This window comes from Duffyella sp. Ts4, from assembly GCF_051851875.1.
Lineage (GTDB): Bacteria > Pseudomonadota > Gammaproteobacteria > Enterobacterales > Enterobacteriaceae > Duffyella > Duffyella gerundensis.
The window spans coordinates 91,580-106,928 of record NZ_JBLYPN010000013.1 but is presented as its reverse complement, the minus strand read 5'-3'; the positions used below and the strand labels follow the sequence as shown (position 1 = coordinate 106,928).

The window sequence follows — 15,349 nt, the reverse complement described above, 5'->3', positions numbered from 1 at the left end:
TTTGGGTTTGGGTTTGGGTTTGGGTTTGGGTTTGGGTTTGGGTTTGGGTTTGGGTTTGGGTTTGGGTTTGGGTTTGGGTTTGGGTTTGGGTTTGGGTTTTATTTCGAATTAAGATTTTAGTCTTTTAGGTTTTGGCCTGGGTGTTGACCTTGAGGAGGCATCACAAACGCCGAGGCAAAAGCGTTTTCCAGGGCGAGCCGCAGGGATGCGGCGAGAGGGCGCGCTGAGCCGGGAGCGAATCGCGTCCGGTCCGTCAGGAAAACGCTTTTGCTGAGGGAACCCGCCTTTGGCGGGCGGTTGTGTTTGCCGGATAGCGCGGGTGCAGGGCCGGGGCGACTGCCGGCCCTGCTCGGGCTGCCTTCAGGCAGAACGAAATGGCCTTTGACCTGGCCTTTGACCTGGCCTTTGACCTGGCCTTTGACCTGGCCTTTAAGCGGCCTGCCTGCAAGGCAGAACGAAATGGCATTTGACCTGGCCTCTAAGCGGCCTGCCTGCAAGGCAAAACGAAATAGCCGTTGACCTCAAGACATTGACCTTAAGAAGCCGCCTGCAAGGCTAAAAGCCGCCCGCTTCCGGGCAAATCCCCCGCGGAATTTCTTCCGCGATTCCCCCTTCTTCTGTGCTACATCAATGAACCGGCATTTAGCGTAAAAACCACTACATCCAGGTACAAAATATTCATTACCCTCTACATATTGATATTCTCTGAGGGAACAACATGATCAGCGTGGTAATTAAACGCGACGGCTGCCGGGTGCCTTTTGATGCGCAGCGTATTGTGCAGGCGGTGAATGCGGCGGCGCAGGCGGCGGCGGTGAATGACAACGATTATGCACAGCAACTGGCGGCGCAGGTGGCAACGACGATCGCGCAACAGGCTGAAGTCGATATCCATGAGATTCAACGGGCGGTGGAAAATGCGCTGATGAGCGGCCCTTATCCCCAGCTGGCGCGCTGCTACATCGAATACCGCCACGACCGGGATCGCGCGCGCGAACAGCGCAGCAAGCTGAGCCAGGCGATTCGTGGGCTGGTGGAACAGAGCGATCCGGCGCTGCTCAACGAAAATGCCAACAAAGACAGCAAGGTAATCCCTACCCAGCGCGATCTGCTGGCGGGCATCGTCGCCAAACATTATGCGCAACAGCATTTGCTGCCGCCGTCGATCGTGGCCGCCCATCAGCGCGGCGAAATTCATTATCACGATCTCGACTATTCGCCCTTCTTTCCGATGTTCAACTGCATGCTGATCGATCTGAAAGGCATGCTTACGCAGGGCTTCAGGATGGGCAACGCGGATATCGCGCCGCCAAAATCGATCGCCACCGCTACGGCGGTGACTGCACAAATTATCGCGCAGGTCGCCAGCCATATTTATGGCGGCACCACGCTGAATCGCATCGACGAAGTGCTGGCGCCTTATGTCGACATCAGCCTGCAAAAACATCGTCTGACCGCACAACAGTGGCAGGTCGCGGACGTCGAAGGCTACGCGCGCGCCTGCACCGAAAAAGAGTGTTATGACGCGTTCCAGTCGCTGGAATATGAGGTCAATACGCTGCATACCGCCAACGGCCAGACGCCGTTTGTCACCTTCGGCTTCGGTCTCGGCACCAGCTGGGCGGCGCGGCTGGTCCAGCAGTCGATCCTGAAAAATCGTCTGGCCGGGCTGGGCAGTAATCACAAAACGGCGGTGTTTCCGAAGCTGGTGTTTGCCCTGCGCGACGGCGTTAATCTGCGTCCACAGGATGCTAATTACGACATCAAACAGCTGGCGTTGCAGTGTGCCAGCAGGCGCATGTATCCCGATATTCTTAACTACGATCAGGTGGTTAAGGTCACCGGTTCTTTTAAAACGCCAATGGGCTGCCGCAGCTTTCTGGGCGTGTTTGAACAGGATGGCGAGCGGGTGCACGATGGCCGTAATAATATCGGCGTGGTGAGCCTGAATCTGCCGCGCATTGCCCTTGAGGCCGCGGGCGATGAGGCGCACTTCTGGCAGGTGCTTGATGTCCGTTTGCAGGTGGCCAAACAGGCGCTGCTGACGCGCATTGCCCGGCTGGAAAACACCAAAGCGCGGGTAGCACCAATTCTGTATATGTCCGGCGCCTGTGGCGTCAGATTGCAGCCCGACGACGATATTGCGGAGATCTTCAAACATGGCCGCGCCTCGATTTCGCTGGGTTATATCGGCCTGCATGAAACCATCAATGCGCTGAGCGGCGGCAAGCACCACCTTTACGATGATGCGGCGCTGCGCGCTAAAGCGGTGGCGATCGTCAGCCGGTTACGCGAGGCGGTCGATGCGTGGAAAGCGGAAACCGGCTACGGCTTCAGCCTCTACAGCACACCGAGTGAAAACCTCTGTGACCGCTTCTGTCGGCTGGACGCGGCGGAATTTGGCGTGGTGCCGGGCGTCACGGATAAAGGGTATTACACCAATAGCTTTCATCTCGACGTCGAAAAACGGGTCAATCCCTATGACAAAATCGACTTTGAGGCCGCCTATCCGCCGATCGCCAACGGCGGCTTTATCTGTTACGGCGAATACCCGAATCTACGCCACAACCTCAAGGCACTGGAAGATGTCTGGGATTATAGCTACAGCCGCGTGCCCTATTACGGCACCAATACACCGGTGGATGAGTGTTATCTCTGCGGTTTCAGCGGCGAATTTACCTGCACCAGCAAGGGCTTTACCTGCCCGCAGTGCGGCAATCACGATGCAGCGAAGGTCTCAGTGATCCGGCGCGTGTGCGGCTATCTCGGCAGCCCGGATGCGCGACCTTTTAACGCCGGTAAGCAGGAAGAAGTGCGGCGTCGGGTGAAACATCTCTGATGAATATTCACGCTTATTACGACGTGGATGTGGTCAACGGACCGGGCACGCGTTGCACGCTGTTTGTTGCCGGTTGCGAGCATCAGTGTCCCGGCTGCTACAACCAGCGCACCTGGCGGCTGGATAGCGGCCAGCCGTGGAATGCGCAGTGGGAGCAGCGCGTTATCGACGACCTGCTGGATACGCGCATTTGCCGTCAGGGATTATCGCTCTCCGGCGGCGATCCGCTGCATCCGGCCAACGTCGCATCGGTGCTGGCGCTGGTGCGGCGGGTGCGCGCTGAATGCACGGGCAAAGATATCTGGCTGTGGACCGGCTACCGGCTGGCGGAGCTAAATTCCGCTCAGCGCGAGGTTGCCGCCGAGCTGGATGTGCTGATTGACGGCAAGTTTGTCGCGGCGGAAAAAGATGCCACGCTGATCTGGCGCGGCAGTGGAAATCAGATCATTCACTATCTGCGCTGATCGCGCGGGATCTGTGCCGATTCCACCACCGTAACCGGTTCTGTAGCGGGCGTGAACGCCTGTTGCCACATTGCCCGCGCCACATCTCGCGCGGCGACGGCTCGCCAGTTGCCGGGCAGCAGAGAAAACAGGGGTGCCATCAGCGATTCACCGCGCCGCTGCTCGTCGCGCTCGCCTAACAGCAGCGATGGCCGGATCAACGTCAGTCGTGGCCAGCCCTGCTGACGCAGGCTGTTTTCCATTTCACCTTTCACCCGGTTATAGAAAAATGGCGATCGGCTGTTGGCCAGATGCGCGCTGACCACCAGCATGTGCGTGGCTCCCAGCCGCCGACCGGTCAGCGCCGTATCGACCACCAGCGTGTAATCCACATGCACAAACGCGGGCTTGCTGCCGGCCCGCTTCAGCGTGGTGCCCAGACAGCAAAACACCTGATCCAGCGGTTGGTCCAGCGGCCGCAGCACGTCGGTTAAGTCCGCTTCGACCGGATTGGTCACCTTGCGCATCACTGGTAATGGGCGGCGCGTGGGCGCAATAATTTCGCTGATACGCGGATCGTCAATCAGCAGGCGCAGCAGCTCGCCGCCGACCAGCCCGGTTGCTCCGGTGAGTAACACTCGACTCATCATTTTCCTCTTTTGCCGCGTGATTTGCGTGCGTCATCAACATGTTAACAATCTGTAAATAAGCGTTTTTACAGGTAATTTCTGCCGGTTCCCTTGATTTTTCAGCATGCTCTACCAGAATTGATCCGGTATCCCACATTTTGAAGGAGGAAAAAATGAGCAAGAAAATAGCGGTCTTAATCACCGATGAATTTGAAGACTCAGAATTTACCTCACCTGCTGAAGCCTATACCAAAGCAGGCCATGAAGTGGTAACGATTGAAATGCAGGCCGGTAAAACCGTGACCGGCAAACAGGGCAAAGCAGAAGTGAAAATCGATAAAGATATCGATCACGTCAGCGTCGATGAGTTTGATGCGCTGCTGTTGCCAGGCGGTCATTCACCGGACAGCCTGCGTGGCGACGATCGCTTTGTTGATTTCACCAAAGACTTTATCGCCAGCGGCAAGCCGATTTTCGCGATTTGTCATGGCCCCCAGCTGTTGATCAGCGCGGGCGGCGTGCGCGGTCGTAAGATGACCAGCGTGAAGGCGATTGCGGTGGATCTGCGCAATGCCGGTGCCGATTTCTATGATAAAGAGGTGGTGGTCGATAAGGAGACGCTGGTTACCAGCCGTACCCCGGATGACCTGCCCGCATTTAATCGCGAATCACTGCGCATTCTCAGCGCGGTGTAACCGCTTCAGCGCATGCCGGGTTCGCCCGGCATCGCTACTCAATCGCCCTCTCGCTTTCCTCGCGTTGCCAGGCAATTTTACTGCCGAATCCCAACTTGTTATCGGTCATTTTCAGTTCCCGCAGCCGGATCTCCCACAGCGGTGCAGAGGCTTTGCGTGCCACCGGAAAACGCTGGCAATAGGCTTCACGCGCGGCAATTTCCGCCTCGCCGCTGAGCAGCGCGATATCGCCGGTGTACTGAATCCCTTTGATCAGCAGCACGCTTTTCGGCTGGCCGTTAATGGTGCCGGCGACGCGCGGCTGTTGCAGCAGCATCGCGCCGTGACGCGTATGCGTTTCGGTCATCAGCCACAGCGCCATGGTTGGCTCGTTGAACACATAAAAGCAGTTGGCGCACCAGAGATCGTCGTCGGTAGCGCAGCACAGCGACAACACATGCTGTTTTTTCAGATAGCGTGCAAGATGAGCAAAATCGGACACAATTTTTTCCACTGGTTGTAAGAAGCGCTTTGCCAGCCTGCGCCGCCGCTCGTTAGAATGGCGGCGACTTAACAGGGAAGCGATGATGGACAAAGCCTGGCATCTTTATATTGTGCAAACCGCTCGCGGTGCGCTTTACACCGGCATCACGGTGGATGTGCCGCGTCGGGTACAGCAGCATCAAAACGGCACCGGTGCGCGCGCGCTACGCGGCAAGGGGCCGCTGACGCTGGTTTTTCATGGCGAAGCGGGCGATCGCGCCAGCGCCTCGCGGCTGGAATATCGGGTGAAACAACTGACGCGTCCGCAGAAGATGGCGCTGGTCAACAGCCAGCCAGCCGATCTGCCCGCCTGGCTTATGCAATTCGGTTAAAGGGTGCGGCGTACTCGACTAAGCCGCCCTGTCCGGCAAACGGATCATCGGCAATTTTGCGTACCTGAAACGTCGCTTCGGTGCCGGGCCAGCGGCAGTGCAGCTGATAGCGCGCCGCCGGTTCAAAACCATAACGACCAAACCATGCCGGATCGCCGAGTACCACCACCGCGTTGTAGCTAAAGTCACTGAGGGTATCCAGCCCTTCAAACAGCATTTGCTTACCCCAGCCCTGGCGACGAACGCTTTCATCTACCGCCAGCGGCGCGAGGCCAACCCAGTTGAGATCTTCACCACCGAGCGTCACCGGGCTGAAGGCAGCGTAGCCCATCACCTGCCCTTCATCATCCGTCGCCACTACGCCAAGCGTCAGCAGACCATCCTCACGCAGCTGCTGCACCAGCTCAGCCTCAGCTGACGTGGCAAAACAGCGACGCAGCAGGCTGTCGATTCCGGCAGCGTCAACACCAATTTCGGTACGAATTAACATGAGTTACCTGCGCGAGCCATACCGGCGTTCGCGTCCTCTGTCAAAGCGGTTTTATTACGTCCTGCCAAAACAAGATGCTTGCCATGCGGCAGCGCATCCACATCAGTGGCATCCATCCCAGGTTTACCATAAAGCCGACGCCGGTAGGGGGTTGAATTACCGGACGCCGTTGAAAGAATAGCGTATTTGGGTCAGCTTTTCGCGTTGCAATAAGATCGGCATAGCAGCAGCATGAGCCAGCCGCCATTTTTACAATACGGTGAACGATGTGCCCGACGGGTTGTATATTTTGCCATATTACCGGAGAGTAAATGGCTGCTGGATCAACAAAACGGTGATTTCCCAGCTATCTGGAGGAGTGATGGAGAGTTCGCAGAGTCGTTATTCAAAGAAGCTGGCGGCGCTGGGCTGGCTGGAGCACGCTTTTCTGCCTGCCGGAACGCCGCCGCCTGAGGCCTGCGCGTTCGCTCATCAGCGCCACAGCGCGGTTGCCGTAGAGGCTGAGCAGGCTTTTCCGCCTAAATCGGTGGACGCTGATGCGATTATCAGCCGTAGCGAACGGGCGGTAGCGGTCTATACCGCTGATTGTTTACCGGTGCTGATTGCCGATAATCGTCATCATCAGGTGGCGGCGGTGCATGCCGGATTGCAGGGCGCGCTGGCAGGCGTGCTGTTCAGCGCGGTAGAGGATTTACTCAGCCAGGGTTCCCGACCAGAAGATTTATGGGTGGCGATCGGTCCGGCAATCTTACCCTGCTGTTACGAGCTGGGTGAAGATCGGCTAGCGGTGATTCAGGCCAATCCGCGTTTGCAACAGCCTGTGCGCTGGCATCGTGACCGCCCGCTGAATGCGCTGGCGGTGCGTCCACAGGCGGCGCCGCAGCAGCAGGGCATCTGGTTTGATCTGCCGCATCTGGGCAAACAGATGCTGGAGCAGCAGGGCATTCTTGCAGCACAGATCGATCTGCTCGACGTCTGCACCTACTGCATGGCCGAACCGCGCTCGAGCTACCGGTACAACAGCCATCACGGCACCGGTTACACCTCGCGCTACGCCTGGATTCGCCGCAAATCCTGACGCGTTATACGCCTGGCATCAGATCGTTACTGTATTTAAACAGCTCGGAATCGGAGCGCAGGCCAAGCTTCTTCAGCGCAGATTGCTTCTGACCGCTGACCGTTTTACGACTGCGCTTAAACTTGATGGCAATCTGCGACACGCTTAGCCCATCCAGATAACAGCGCACCACTTCCACTTCGCGCGGGCTGAGCAGCTTGACCTTTTCATACATCATGCCGCTGGTTTTTACCCCCAGCGTTTCATGAATGGCATCCTCATTGACCACGTAGAGGTTTTCAATTTCGTAGGCCAGGCCCGGCGACAGAAAAATGCGGCCGTTTGCTACCTGACGAATCGCCTGGAAAATATCGGCCATATTATGGCTTTTGCCAATAAATCCGCTGACACCGGCGCTGAGCACCATTTTAACGATCGCCGGGCTTTCCAGCGACGACGAAATTAATATGCGCAGCCGCGGATAATGGCTGCGCAGCTGTTTAATCAGCGCCAGGCCATCCAGCTCTTTTTCACCTAATAAAAAGTCCAGCACTAATACATCGACCGGCTCTTTTTTTAATTCCGCAAACAGTTCTACGCTTGATCCCCATGCGCCCATTAATTCCATATCGGGTTCGGCTTTAATACAAATATCGAACGCGGTACGAATCATTGGATGATCGTCTAACAATGCAATGCGCAATGGATTATTAAGTACTCGTTTCATCAGTACTTCCTTTTCAGTCCTTGATGTTGATTCATCACATAAGATAATGACCTGATATATTGCAATTTCTTGCAATAACAGCCTGTATTACTTATTTTCTTTTTTATATCGAGCTACCGGCGAGCCACGGAATTAACTGACCGGCGGAAGCATTGCCACGGAAAATAGCGGCATAGCCGTCGTAGCGATTGCTGACTTCACTGATCCGGTTATTGTGGTAATCCGTTTCAGCACCCAACACATCCAGTAGTGTACGGCGTCCCAGGTGATACCACTGGTCGAAAAAGTCGAGTCGGATCCGATCCGATTCCACGGTTAAATTGCTGTACAGCTCGGCGCGATCGAGCATGGCATGCGCATCCTGATCGGCTTTGCGAATGCGGTTTTCATACTCCAGCCGCATCTCGCGCATCTGCTGCAGGCTGGTTTCAGCACGCTGCACCGCCGCCCGTTCTGACGCGCGGTTTGAACCGCCGCGGAACAGCGGCCAGCTGACGTTCAGACCGGTCTGCCACGCCTGCTGATTGCCCAGCTGATCTTCCTGCGTGCTTTTGGAAACCGTCCAGTTGAGCTTCGGCATTGCTGAGGCTTTTACCGCATCGATCTCCTTCTGCGCGGCACGTGCTTCGGCCTGCGCGCGCTGAATCGCCGGGTGATCTTCCAGACGTTGCAGCAGGCGCGCCAGATTGGCGGGCTGTAAATTCCAGCGCGGCGTTTGCGGCAAAGGCACCTGCGTTTCGCCCAGCAGGCGATGCAGGGTTATTTCCGCATCGCGCGCCCGCGATACGGCGCTGTCGAGCAGACTCTGCGCCTGTAACAGTCTGCTGCGCGCCTGCGTCAGCTCGCTGCGTCGGCCCTGGTCCGCCTTTACAATGCCGCTGAGCATGGTGGCCAGCTCGTTCATGCGCGCCACATAGCTTTTGCTCAACTCAATAACCTGACGTTCTTTGGTCAATGTAATCAGTGCGTTACTCACCTGCAATGCCACATCTTCCTGCTGGGCGATGATCGCCTGCTGGCTGGCGGTTAACGTCTCCTGACGGCTGGCAATGGTGCTGGCGGTCTGACCAAAGTCATACAGGTTGGTTGCCATATTGATGCCAAATGCCGGCATGCTCGACTGCTTGCTGCGCTGCCCATCACCGAACTGCAAAGAAGGCGACTGGGCATTCACATCCAGCTGCGGCCAGCGCTGGCCTTTGGCTTCATCCACGTTGGCTTCCGCCATCGAACTTTGCGCTTTAACCGCCATCAACTGCGGGTTAATGCTCCACGCCTGACGCACCGCGCGCATAAAAATCTGCTGCAGCTGAGCTTCAGACGGCCCCGCCACCGTGCGGCCCGGCGTCGGCAGCGTGGCCGGGAGCGCGGCGTAATCGGTTAACGTTGGCTCACGACGATACGGTGTGACACTTTGCTGGCCTGTGGTGGGTAGCGTTTTCGTGCTCTGCGGTTCCACCTTGCGGAAAACAATGACCTCTTCGTCGTTGTTTTCCTGCTGCAGAAAGCCGCCGCGCGTCGCCGCCGGTGCGCTACGGGTCAGATAACCGGCATTATTGTTGCTGGCTGTCTTGCGGCGAGGCAGCAGATGCGGCGCGGTTGTCGTACCGCTTAGCGCACGTTCGCCGCCTGTGCGCGCCACGGGTGCCGATGCGCGGCCAAACGGCTGAGGCTGCGGTGGCACCGTGGCCTTCACTGCCGGCGGCGGTATGATAGCAGCCGGCTGCGGTACCCTGGCAAATGACGTTGCAGGCTGACGGGCAGGCTGAGTGCGCACTGGCGCAACGGCCGGATTAGCCACCGCCCGCGTACGCGGCACGGCCCTCGGTGCGGGTGAAGCGAGTGTCGGACGACTCTTTTCACTCGCCATCTGACTGAATAAGTAGAGCTCCTCATCGCTGGCATAAAGCGGCGCGCTGTGCCCGCTCATCGCCAGTAAAATAATTAACGCTAGTTTTTTAGGTCGCCTGGTAAAAGAAACAGCAAATTGACTATTACGCATTATTATTATCGCTCACGAAAGGCTTCTTTAGCTTTCAACACGGGTTTCAATAGATAATCGAGAATGGTTTTTTCTCCGGTTCGTATTTCTACTGACGCCACCATGCCGGGAATAATAGGTAGCTCTTTCCCGCCCGCATTAAGCGTGCTGCTGTCAGTGAGAATTAATACGCGATAATACGTATCGTCCGGTCTGCCCGCCGCTGACTTTTGATCGTCCTTCAGCGTATCCGGACTAATATGCTCAACCGTGCCGTGCAGGCCACCATATATGGCATAGTCATAGGCGGTTATTTTTACCGTTGCCGGTAAGCCCGGATGTAAAAAAGCCACATCGGAAGGCCGGATTTTCCCTTCAACCAGCAGCTGATCCTCCAGCGGCACAATTTCCAGAATATGTTCGCCCGGCTGAATAACACCGCCGATGGTATTCACGCGTACGTTTTTAACCGTGCCCCGTACCGGTGCGGTCATGGTGGTACGCTCAACGATATCCAGACGTCCGGCCAGGTTTTCCACCGTTTGCGACAGCTCCAGCTCCAGCCGTAACAGCTCTGAGTTGGCTTCGCTCTGATAGCGGTTTTTACGCTCGACAATCTGTGACTGAATGTCGTTGGCCTGACGGCGCATGCGCAGCATTTCTACTTCGGAGAGCAAACCTTTCGCCGCCAGCGGTTCAGCGAGGCGAATCTCACTCATTGAGAGCGCATAGCTGCGTTCCAGTGAGCGCACGCTGTCATTCAATGCGCTGAGCCGCGACTTCCATGCCCGCGTCTCCTGCTCAACCAGCGCCGGATCGGCCTGTACTTCTTCATCAAATACCAATGGCTGACCATAGGATTCGGCACGCAGACGCGTAATGGTCGCCTTCAGACCCTGCACTTTACTGAACACTTCGCGGTAGCTCGACTGCGCGCGGGTCGGATCGATTTTCAGCAGCACGTCGCCGCGATTAACCACCGAACCTTCACGCACGTTCATCTCGGCCAGAATACCGCCTTCCAGACTCTGAATAATCTGTTCGCGGCTCTTGGAGATGATCTTGGCATCGCCTTTGGTAATCTCTTCCACGCGGGCAAATTTAGCCCAGGTTAAGCCACCGACAATCACCGCAATGATCAGCCAGATCACCAGTTTTGAACCGGGCGTCGACTGTGCCATCAGCGACGCCTGAACGTCATTCATAAACTCTGCATCGCTGGCAGAAAGACCAGGCTTTTTGTTACGTCGAAAAAGAGCCGCGATCATTTTTCCTCCTCGGCGAGGGTCGCCTGTGCCGTTGGTGCTGGTGCTCGTTTTGCGATCGCCGCCGCAGCCGTTTGTTGGTCAGGCGACGTTGTCGCGCTGTGGGTTGTAGATGGTTCAGCCCCTGGTTGGGCCGTTTTCTTCAGTCTGGGCGGCGCTTTTGCCGGTATCGGCGCTGAAGGTCCCTGCTGAGCTGCGGCCTCCGGCTGCTGTTGCTCGGGTTGCTGCTGTTGCTGTTGCTGCTGCTGCTGCTGCTGCTGCTGCAGACGCTCGGCTTTCTCTTTGGCCTGCAAAGACGCCATTACCTGCTCTTTCGAGCCGTCGGCTGCGACTTTGCCTTCATCAATAATGATGACGCGTTCAACCAGTGCCAGCAGCGAAGGACGGTGTGTCACCACGACCAGCGTATGGCCCTCAACGGCGCGGCGCAGATGCTGCAGGAAAAGCGTTTCTGTCTGGCTATCCATCGCGCTGGTCGGCTCATCGAGCAGCAGCACTTTTGGACGGGCCAGCAGCGTACGTGCCAGAGAAACCAGTTGGCGCTGGCCGCCTGACAGCCCTTCCCCCATCTCACCAATCATCATATTGATGCCGCTGGGATGACGGGCGGCGATCTGATCCAGACCGGTTAGTCTCAGCACGCGCAGCAGTTCATTGGCGGTGGCATTCGGCGATCCGATCATCACGTTTTCACGCAGCGTGCCGTAGAACAGGCGGGCTTCCTGGCCGACGTAGCCCACGCTTTTGCGCCAGTCGGCGGGATCGATCTGGTTAACGTCCAGCCCGCTACTGAACATCTGGCCGTTTACCGGCTGATAAAGCCGTGCCATCACACGCAGCAGCGTAGATTTGCCGCTGCCGATGCGTCCGAGGATCGCCACGCGATCGCCGGCAGCGATGTCCAGCGAGATGCCGGTCAGCACCGGTGGGTTAGGCTTCATCGGCGGAGCAGGATAGGAAAAGTTAATATCTTTCAGGCTGAGCTGGCCATCCAGCGGCGGATTTGCCAGGTATTCGCGAGTACTGTCGCGATCAACCGGCATCTCCATCAGCTTGGTTAATGAACTCATCGCCGCTTTCGCCTGCTGATAACGCACGGCAAGGCCAATGACCTGCCCCAGTGGCGCCGTGGCACGGCCAGCCAGCATCACGGTGGCGATCATCGCCCCCATGGTGAAGGTGCCCGCATCAATCAGGTACACGCCTACGACAATCAATATCACGGTCTGAAACTGCTGAAGGAAGGTCACTACGCCGGTTGCCAGCGTCGAATAACGCTTCGATTTCATTGAGTTGGCAGATTGCAGGGCGCTGAAATTTTCCCAGCGGCGCTGCATATAGGACTCGCCGCCCACTGCCTTCAGCGTTTCCATGCCTTCGATCGATTCAATCAGCACGCCTTGCTTTAACGAGGCATCACGCAAGTTTTCCTTCATGATCTTCGCCAGCGGCCACTGGATCGCGGCGCTGACCAGAATGATCAGCGGGATCATCAGTAACGGCACAATGGCCAGCGGACCACCAATAAAGTAGATGACAAAAACGAACATCAGGATGAAAGGCAGATCGGAGATGACCGCCAACGTGGCCGAGGCGACAAAGTCGCGCACCGATTCAAACTCGCGCAGCTGGTTAGCAAAGGTACCTGATGACGCAGGCTTGTGCTCCATCTGTACCGACAGTGCCTGGCGGAATAGCATGGCACCTAATACCAGGTCCGCTTTTTTACCGGCCATATCAAGCAGATGTGCACGGGTAAAACGGGTAATGGCTTCAAAAATCATGGCGATAGTCACGCCGATAGCCAGTGACCATAGCGTGACAAACGCCTGGTTCGGCACCACGCGATCGTAGACGTTCATGGTAAAAAAGATGCTCGCCAGCGCCAGCACGTTAATCAGTACCGCCGCAATAGCGGCGCTGCGATAATAGCTGCGGTAACGCCATAACGTACTGAACAGCCAATGCCCTTTGGTCTCCGGCAGCGTTGCGCTCATGCGCGCATCGACCTTAGCCTGTGGTTTCGCCATGATGGCAAATCCGGCATAGATTTCGCTAAGTTGCGCGTGATCCATCTCCACTGCTTCCATGCTGATTTCCGGCATGACCAGTTGATAACGAAGCTCGCGTTTATTTTCCTCATTGGTGTGAATACGCCGTGACAGCAAAATGCAGCCACCGCCGCCTTTGCGCAGCAGAATGACAGGCATCAGCTGTTCAGGCAGTTCGTTACTGCGACGTTCAACCATTCCACCGACAATACCGGCATTTTCCAGCGCCTTTAATGCCAGTGAAGGCGAGAGCAGCATTGCGGTTGGCAATCCTGCAATCAGCGAGTCAGGTGAACGGCTTAGTTTATAGTGCTCACATATCCAGACCACGCTTTGCAGCAGCGTGTCGTCTATTTTGGTATCTGCTCGAGCAACACTGCGCGCATCCAGCTCATTGGCCAGAATGGCTTCTTCCGTGTTCATTTACACTTTTCCTCTGGTGAGACAGATTGTTCTAATTAGAATTCGTTACAGGGTGATAGAACTTCTGAGAAAATTCTGACAGGCGAGGATGCAAGACCGAACAAGACTTGTCTCGAAAAGGGGTTTTATTAGCGGAAGCCAACGGGGCTAAATAATTAAGCGAGAAAAAAATAAAAGTTCAGAAAGGAATAAAAATTACTCGTCATTTTATTGTAAAAAGGATTAACCAGGCACAACTGTGGCAGCATGATTATTTTTAACTCGCTGTTTTGCAAAAGCATGCAGCCGCACCAGTTTTTTATGCGGCTGCCTGGCGTCAGTACCTCAATTTATCTGTAGCACTATTTTTCTGTGAGTAGCACAACGTCCATCTAATGCTTTATCGGCAGCACAGTCTGACCGCTGATTATTATTACCGCGTTTATATTCAATATAAATAATATCCTCAGCAAAAGCGCTATCAATTAACGCGCGTTTCAGCGAAGCCACCTGAGTACGCTCTACAGCTGCACGCTCTTTTATTGCTTGCCCGGCGGAATAATTCAACAGCGTCAGCCGATGGATCTGCATATTGTCACGCCGGATAGCGATCAGCATTTCACGCAATGCTTCACGCCCTGCAGTAGTGATTTCATTTTGCCAGTTGCTGTCATAATAAAAGAGATCCCGTAAATTCAGCGTCACATAACGGGTTTTTAACGCCTCTTCATCCTGGTAGATGCAGGGCACCACGGCAGAAGCGCGAGAAAGCAGATGCCGCTGCTGTCGTTTATTGCCACTGTCCTGTTCGCCCTTTTGTTGCCGCACGGCCACAGGCATTTCACTGTCTGGCGTGGCCTGCAGAAAATAACGTTGTCCACCGCGAAAATCCGCCTCGAACAGCAGATGCCTCTTTCCCTCATAGGCTGCATTATTATGGAAATAATCACTCAGCGTATGTGTACCAGGTCGCAGGCAGAATTGCGTAAAGCCTCCGGGCAGCAGCCGGGTATGAAATTCACCGTCAATATAGATATAAGCTCCCTGAGCAGTGTTATCATTATCTTCGCGATAATAGACAACCTGAGTGAGCTGTGGAACAACCGGTGGACGATGCTGATAGCGCTCGGCGCTATTTATTGCAGAGGACGATGCTTCGCTGCCAGCAGCGAGAGCCGGAATAAACAGACACCCTAAAAAAATCCGCTTTATGATTAACATAGCCTGCTGCCCTCTCCATTTGATTGCGCTTAGGTACACATCCAGGTGATGCTGAAGGCCAGGGGCGATGTTGAAGGGTGGCGCGCAGCAACGCAGCGTTACTCTTGCGTACTGCACTCTTCTACTGAGGATGCCCTCGACAACATACGCCGCTGCTGCTGAAGATAAGGCAGCTCCTGCTCGGCGGCTGGCCGATTTAATACTTCAGGTTCGCCGCTATAGCCATCTAACATGCGCAGAAACTGGGTTTCACCCCGGCCCAGCCAGATCTTAAAATCGGTCAGAGGCATGCCATGATAGTAACTGGCATTTTTCACCAACGCCGCCAGACGGTGCTCACCGGGCGCAAGGCAAAAAGCCGTAAAGCTGCCGGGTAATAATGAGATATGAAACTCACCGTTAATATAAATATGTGCCGCACCTTCTTCATCATCAAAACTCCGGAAAAATATGATGCGCGACTGTGACAAGGGCAGTGCAGACAGTGACTGGTAATATTCGGGTAATGCATTATTTTGCTGAGTGTTCGCCTGCGCAGAGGCGACTGCCATTAAATAAAAGGCAGAGAAAATAGCTATTCGCATTAGTAAAAGTCTTTTCAGGAGGGAGAGTCCCTCTTTCATCAGGCATAGTGGTTAAGCATCCACTATCAGAGTAGAAAATTAAACCCGCTCTGGCTTAGGCGTCTGTTGTCC

At 55.6% G+C, this 15,349-nt stretch carries 14 protein-coding genes; 5 read left to right on the top strand and 9 right to left on the bottom strand.

Features of this window, described 5'->3' with window-relative positions:
* The first annotated feature begins 718 nt into the window (after positions 1-718).
* Together nrdD and nrdG are read left to right on the top strand one after the other, a co-directional pair.
* A complete protein-coding gene (nrdD, locus tag ACJY2L_RS16545) occupies positions 719-2,839 on the top strand; it encodes an anaerobic ribonucleoside-triphosphate reductase (protein WP_439214116.1) in 2,121 nt (706 codons plus the stop codon).
* Positions 2,839-3,303 carry an anaerobic ribonucleoside-triphosphate reductase-activating protein gene (gene nrdG / locus ACJY2L_RS16540; RefSeq protein WP_439214115.1) on the top strand — a complete coding sequence of 155 codons (465 nt, stop codon included), beginning with the start codon at positions 2,839-2,841 and terminating at the stop codon, positions 3,301-3,303. Before nrdD ends, nrdG begins: the two co-directional genes overlap by 1 nt.
* Here the strand turns inward: nrdG and ACJY2L_RS16535 are convergent.
* Entirely contained in the window at positions 3,291-3,929 is a 639-nt protein-coding gene (locus ACJY2L_RS16535; RefSeq protein WP_439214114.1) for a hypothetical protein, read from the bottom strand. The two genes, nrdG and ACJY2L_RS16535, sit on opposite strands and share 13 nt — an antisense overlap.
* A 155-nt stretch (positions 3,930-4,084) precedes the next feature.
* Between ACJY2L_RS16535 and ACJY2L_RS16530 the strand changes: the two genes are divergently transcribed.
* A complete protein-coding gene (locus ACJY2L_RS16530; protein WP_187486538.1) occupies positions 4,085-4,606 on the top strand; it encodes a type 1 glutamine amidotransferase domain-containing protein in 522 nt (173 codons plus the stop codon).
* Between the two features lie 34 nt (positions 4,607-4,640).
* Here ACJY2L_RS16530 and ACJY2L_RS16525 read toward each other — a convergent pair whose 3' ends face one another.
* A complete protein-coding gene (locus ACJY2L_RS16525; protein ID WP_439214113.1) occupies positions 4,641-5,087 on the bottom strand; it encodes a YhbP family protein in 447 nt (148 codons plus the stop codon).
* Between the two features lie 85 nt (positions 5,088-5,172).
* On the opposite strand from ACJY2L_RS16525, the gene ACJY2L_RS16520 reads away from it, so the two are divergent.
* Complete coding sequence (locus tag ACJY2L_RS16520) at positions 5,173-5,460, top strand: GIY-YIG nuclease family protein (protein WP_439214121.1); 288 nt, start codon at positions 5,173-5,175, stop codon at positions 5,458-5,460.
* On the opposite strand, the gene ACJY2L_RS16515 is transcribed toward ACJY2L_RS16520, so the two are convergent.
* Positions 5,444-5,950 (bottom strand): GNAT family N-acetyltransferase, encoded by a 507-nt coding sequence (locus tag ACJY2L_RS16515; protein WP_209501250.1) that lies wholly within the window; start codon positions 5,948-5,950, stop codon positions 5,444-5,446. The two genes, ACJY2L_RS16520 and ACJY2L_RS16515, sit on opposite strands and share 17 nt — an antisense overlap.
* A 361-nt stretch (positions 5,951-6,311) precedes the next feature.
* Here ACJY2L_RS16515 and ACJY2L_RS16510 point away from each other — a divergent pair, with 361 nt between their 5' ends.
* Positions 6,312-7,028, top strand: a complete 717-nt coding sequence (locus ACJY2L_RS16510) for a polyphenol oxidase family protein (protein WP_439214112.1) — start codon at positions 6,312-6,314, stop codon at positions 7,026-7,028.
* Between the two features lie 4 nt (positions 7,029-7,032).
* Here the strand turns inward: ACJY2L_RS16510 and ACJY2L_RS16505 are convergent, their stop codons facing one another.
* The 6 genes from ACJY2L_RS16505 to ACJY2L_RS16480 form a co-directional block, all read right to left on the bottom strand.
* Positions 7,033-7,734 carry a response regulator transcription factor gene (locus ACJY2L_RS16505; protein WP_187488256.1) on the bottom strand — a complete coding sequence of 234 codons (702 nt, stop codon included), beginning with the start codon at positions 7,732-7,734 and terminating at the stop codon, positions 7,033-7,035.
* A 103-nt stretch (positions 7,735-7,837) separates the two neighbouring features.
* The gene (locus ACJY2L_RS16500; RefSeq protein ID WP_439214111.1) at positions 7,838-9,736 is read right to left on the bottom strand and encodes a TolC family protein; all 1,899 of its coding nucleotides are present in this window, start codon (positions 9,734-9,736) and stop codon (positions 7,838-7,840) included.
* Positions 9,737-9,741: 5 nt separating this feature from the next.
* Positions 9,742-10,983: an HlyD family type I secretion periplasmic adaptor subunit gene (locus ACJY2L_RS16495; RefSeq protein ID WP_187486536.1), complete on the bottom strand. Its 1,242-nt coding sequence runs from the start codon at positions 10,981-10,983 to the stop codon at positions 9,742-9,744.
* Positions 10,980-13,454, bottom strand: a complete 2,475-nt coding sequence (locus tag ACJY2L_RS16490) for a type I secretion system permease/ATPase (RefSeq protein ID WP_439214110.1) — start codon at positions 13,452-13,454, stop codon at positions 10,980-10,982. The genes ACJY2L_RS16495 and ACJY2L_RS16490 overlap by 4 nt, the downstream gene beginning before the upstream one ends.
* Before the next feature lie 324 nt (positions 13,455-13,778).
* Positions 13,779-14,654 (bottom strand): hypothetical protein, encoded by an 876-nt coding sequence (locus ACJY2L_RS16485; protein ID WP_439214109.1) that lies wholly within the window; start codon positions 14,652-14,654, stop codon positions 13,779-13,781.
* Positions 14,655-14,752: 98 nt separating this feature from the next.
* A complete protein-coding gene (locus ACJY2L_RS16480; protein ID WP_439214108.1) occupies positions 14,753-15,277 on the bottom strand; it encodes a hypothetical protein in 525 nt (174 codons plus the stop codon).
* Between the last annotated feature and the right edge of the window lie 72 nt (positions 15,278-15,349).

What these genes read in the sequence shown, in the direction of transcription:
- ACJY2L_RS16480 (WP_439214108.1), bottom strand. Translation starts at nt 15,277, where the DNA reads ATGAAAGAGGGACTCTCCCTCCTGAAAAGACTTTTACTAATGCGAATA.
- ACJY2L_RS16520 (WP_439214121.1), top strand. Translation starts at nt 5,173, where the DNA reads ATGGACAAAGCCTGGCATCTTTATATTGTGCAAACCGCTCGCGGTGCG.
- ACJY2L_RS16495 (WP_187486536.1), bottom strand. Translation starts at nt 10,983, where the DNA reads ATGATCGCGGCTCTTTTTCGACGTAACAAAAAGCCTGGTCTTTCTGCC.
- ACJY2L_RS16485 (WP_439214109.1), bottom strand. Translation starts at nt 14,654, where the DNA reads ATGTTAATCATAAAGCGGATTTTTTTAGGGTGTCTGTTTATTCCGGCT.
- ACJY2L_RS16490 (WP_439214110.1), bottom strand. Translation starts at nt 13,454, where the DNA reads ATGAACACGGAAGAAGCCATTCTGGCCAATGAGCTGGATGCGCGCAGT.
- ACJY2L_RS16515 (WP_209501250.1), bottom strand. Translation starts at nt 5,950, where the DNA reads ATGTTAATTCGTACCGAAATTGGTGTTGACGCTGCCGGAATCGACAGC.
- nrdD (WP_439214116.1), top strand. Translation starts at nt 719, where the DNA reads ATGATCAGCGTGGTAATTAAACGCGACGGCTGCCGGGTGCCTTTTGAT.
- ACJY2L_RS16510 (WP_439214112.1), top strand. Translation starts at nt 6,312, where the DNA reads ATGGAGAGTTCGCAGAGTCGTTATTCAAAGAAGCTGGCGGCGCTGGGC.
- ACJY2L_RS16500 (WP_439214111.1), bottom strand. Translation starts at nt 9,736, where the DNA reads ATGCGTAATAGTCAATTTGCTGTTTCTTTTACCAGGCGACCTAAAAAA.
- nrdG (WP_439214115.1), top strand. Translation starts at nt 2,839, where the DNA reads ATGAATATTCACGCTTATTACGACGTGGATGTGGTCAACGGACCGGGC.
- ACJY2L_RS16505 (WP_187488256.1), bottom strand. Translation starts at nt 7,734, where the DNA reads ATGAAACGAGTACTTAATAATCCATTGCGCATTGCATTGTTAGACGAT.
- ACJY2L_RS16535 (WP_439214114.1), bottom strand. Translation starts at nt 3,929, where the DNA reads ATGAGTCGAGTGTTACTCACCGGAGCAACCGGGCTGGTCGGCGGCGAG.
- ACJY2L_RS16530 (WP_187486538.1), top strand. Translation starts at nt 4,085, where the DNA reads ATGAGCAAGAAAATAGCGGTCTTAATCACCGATGAATTTGAAGACTCA.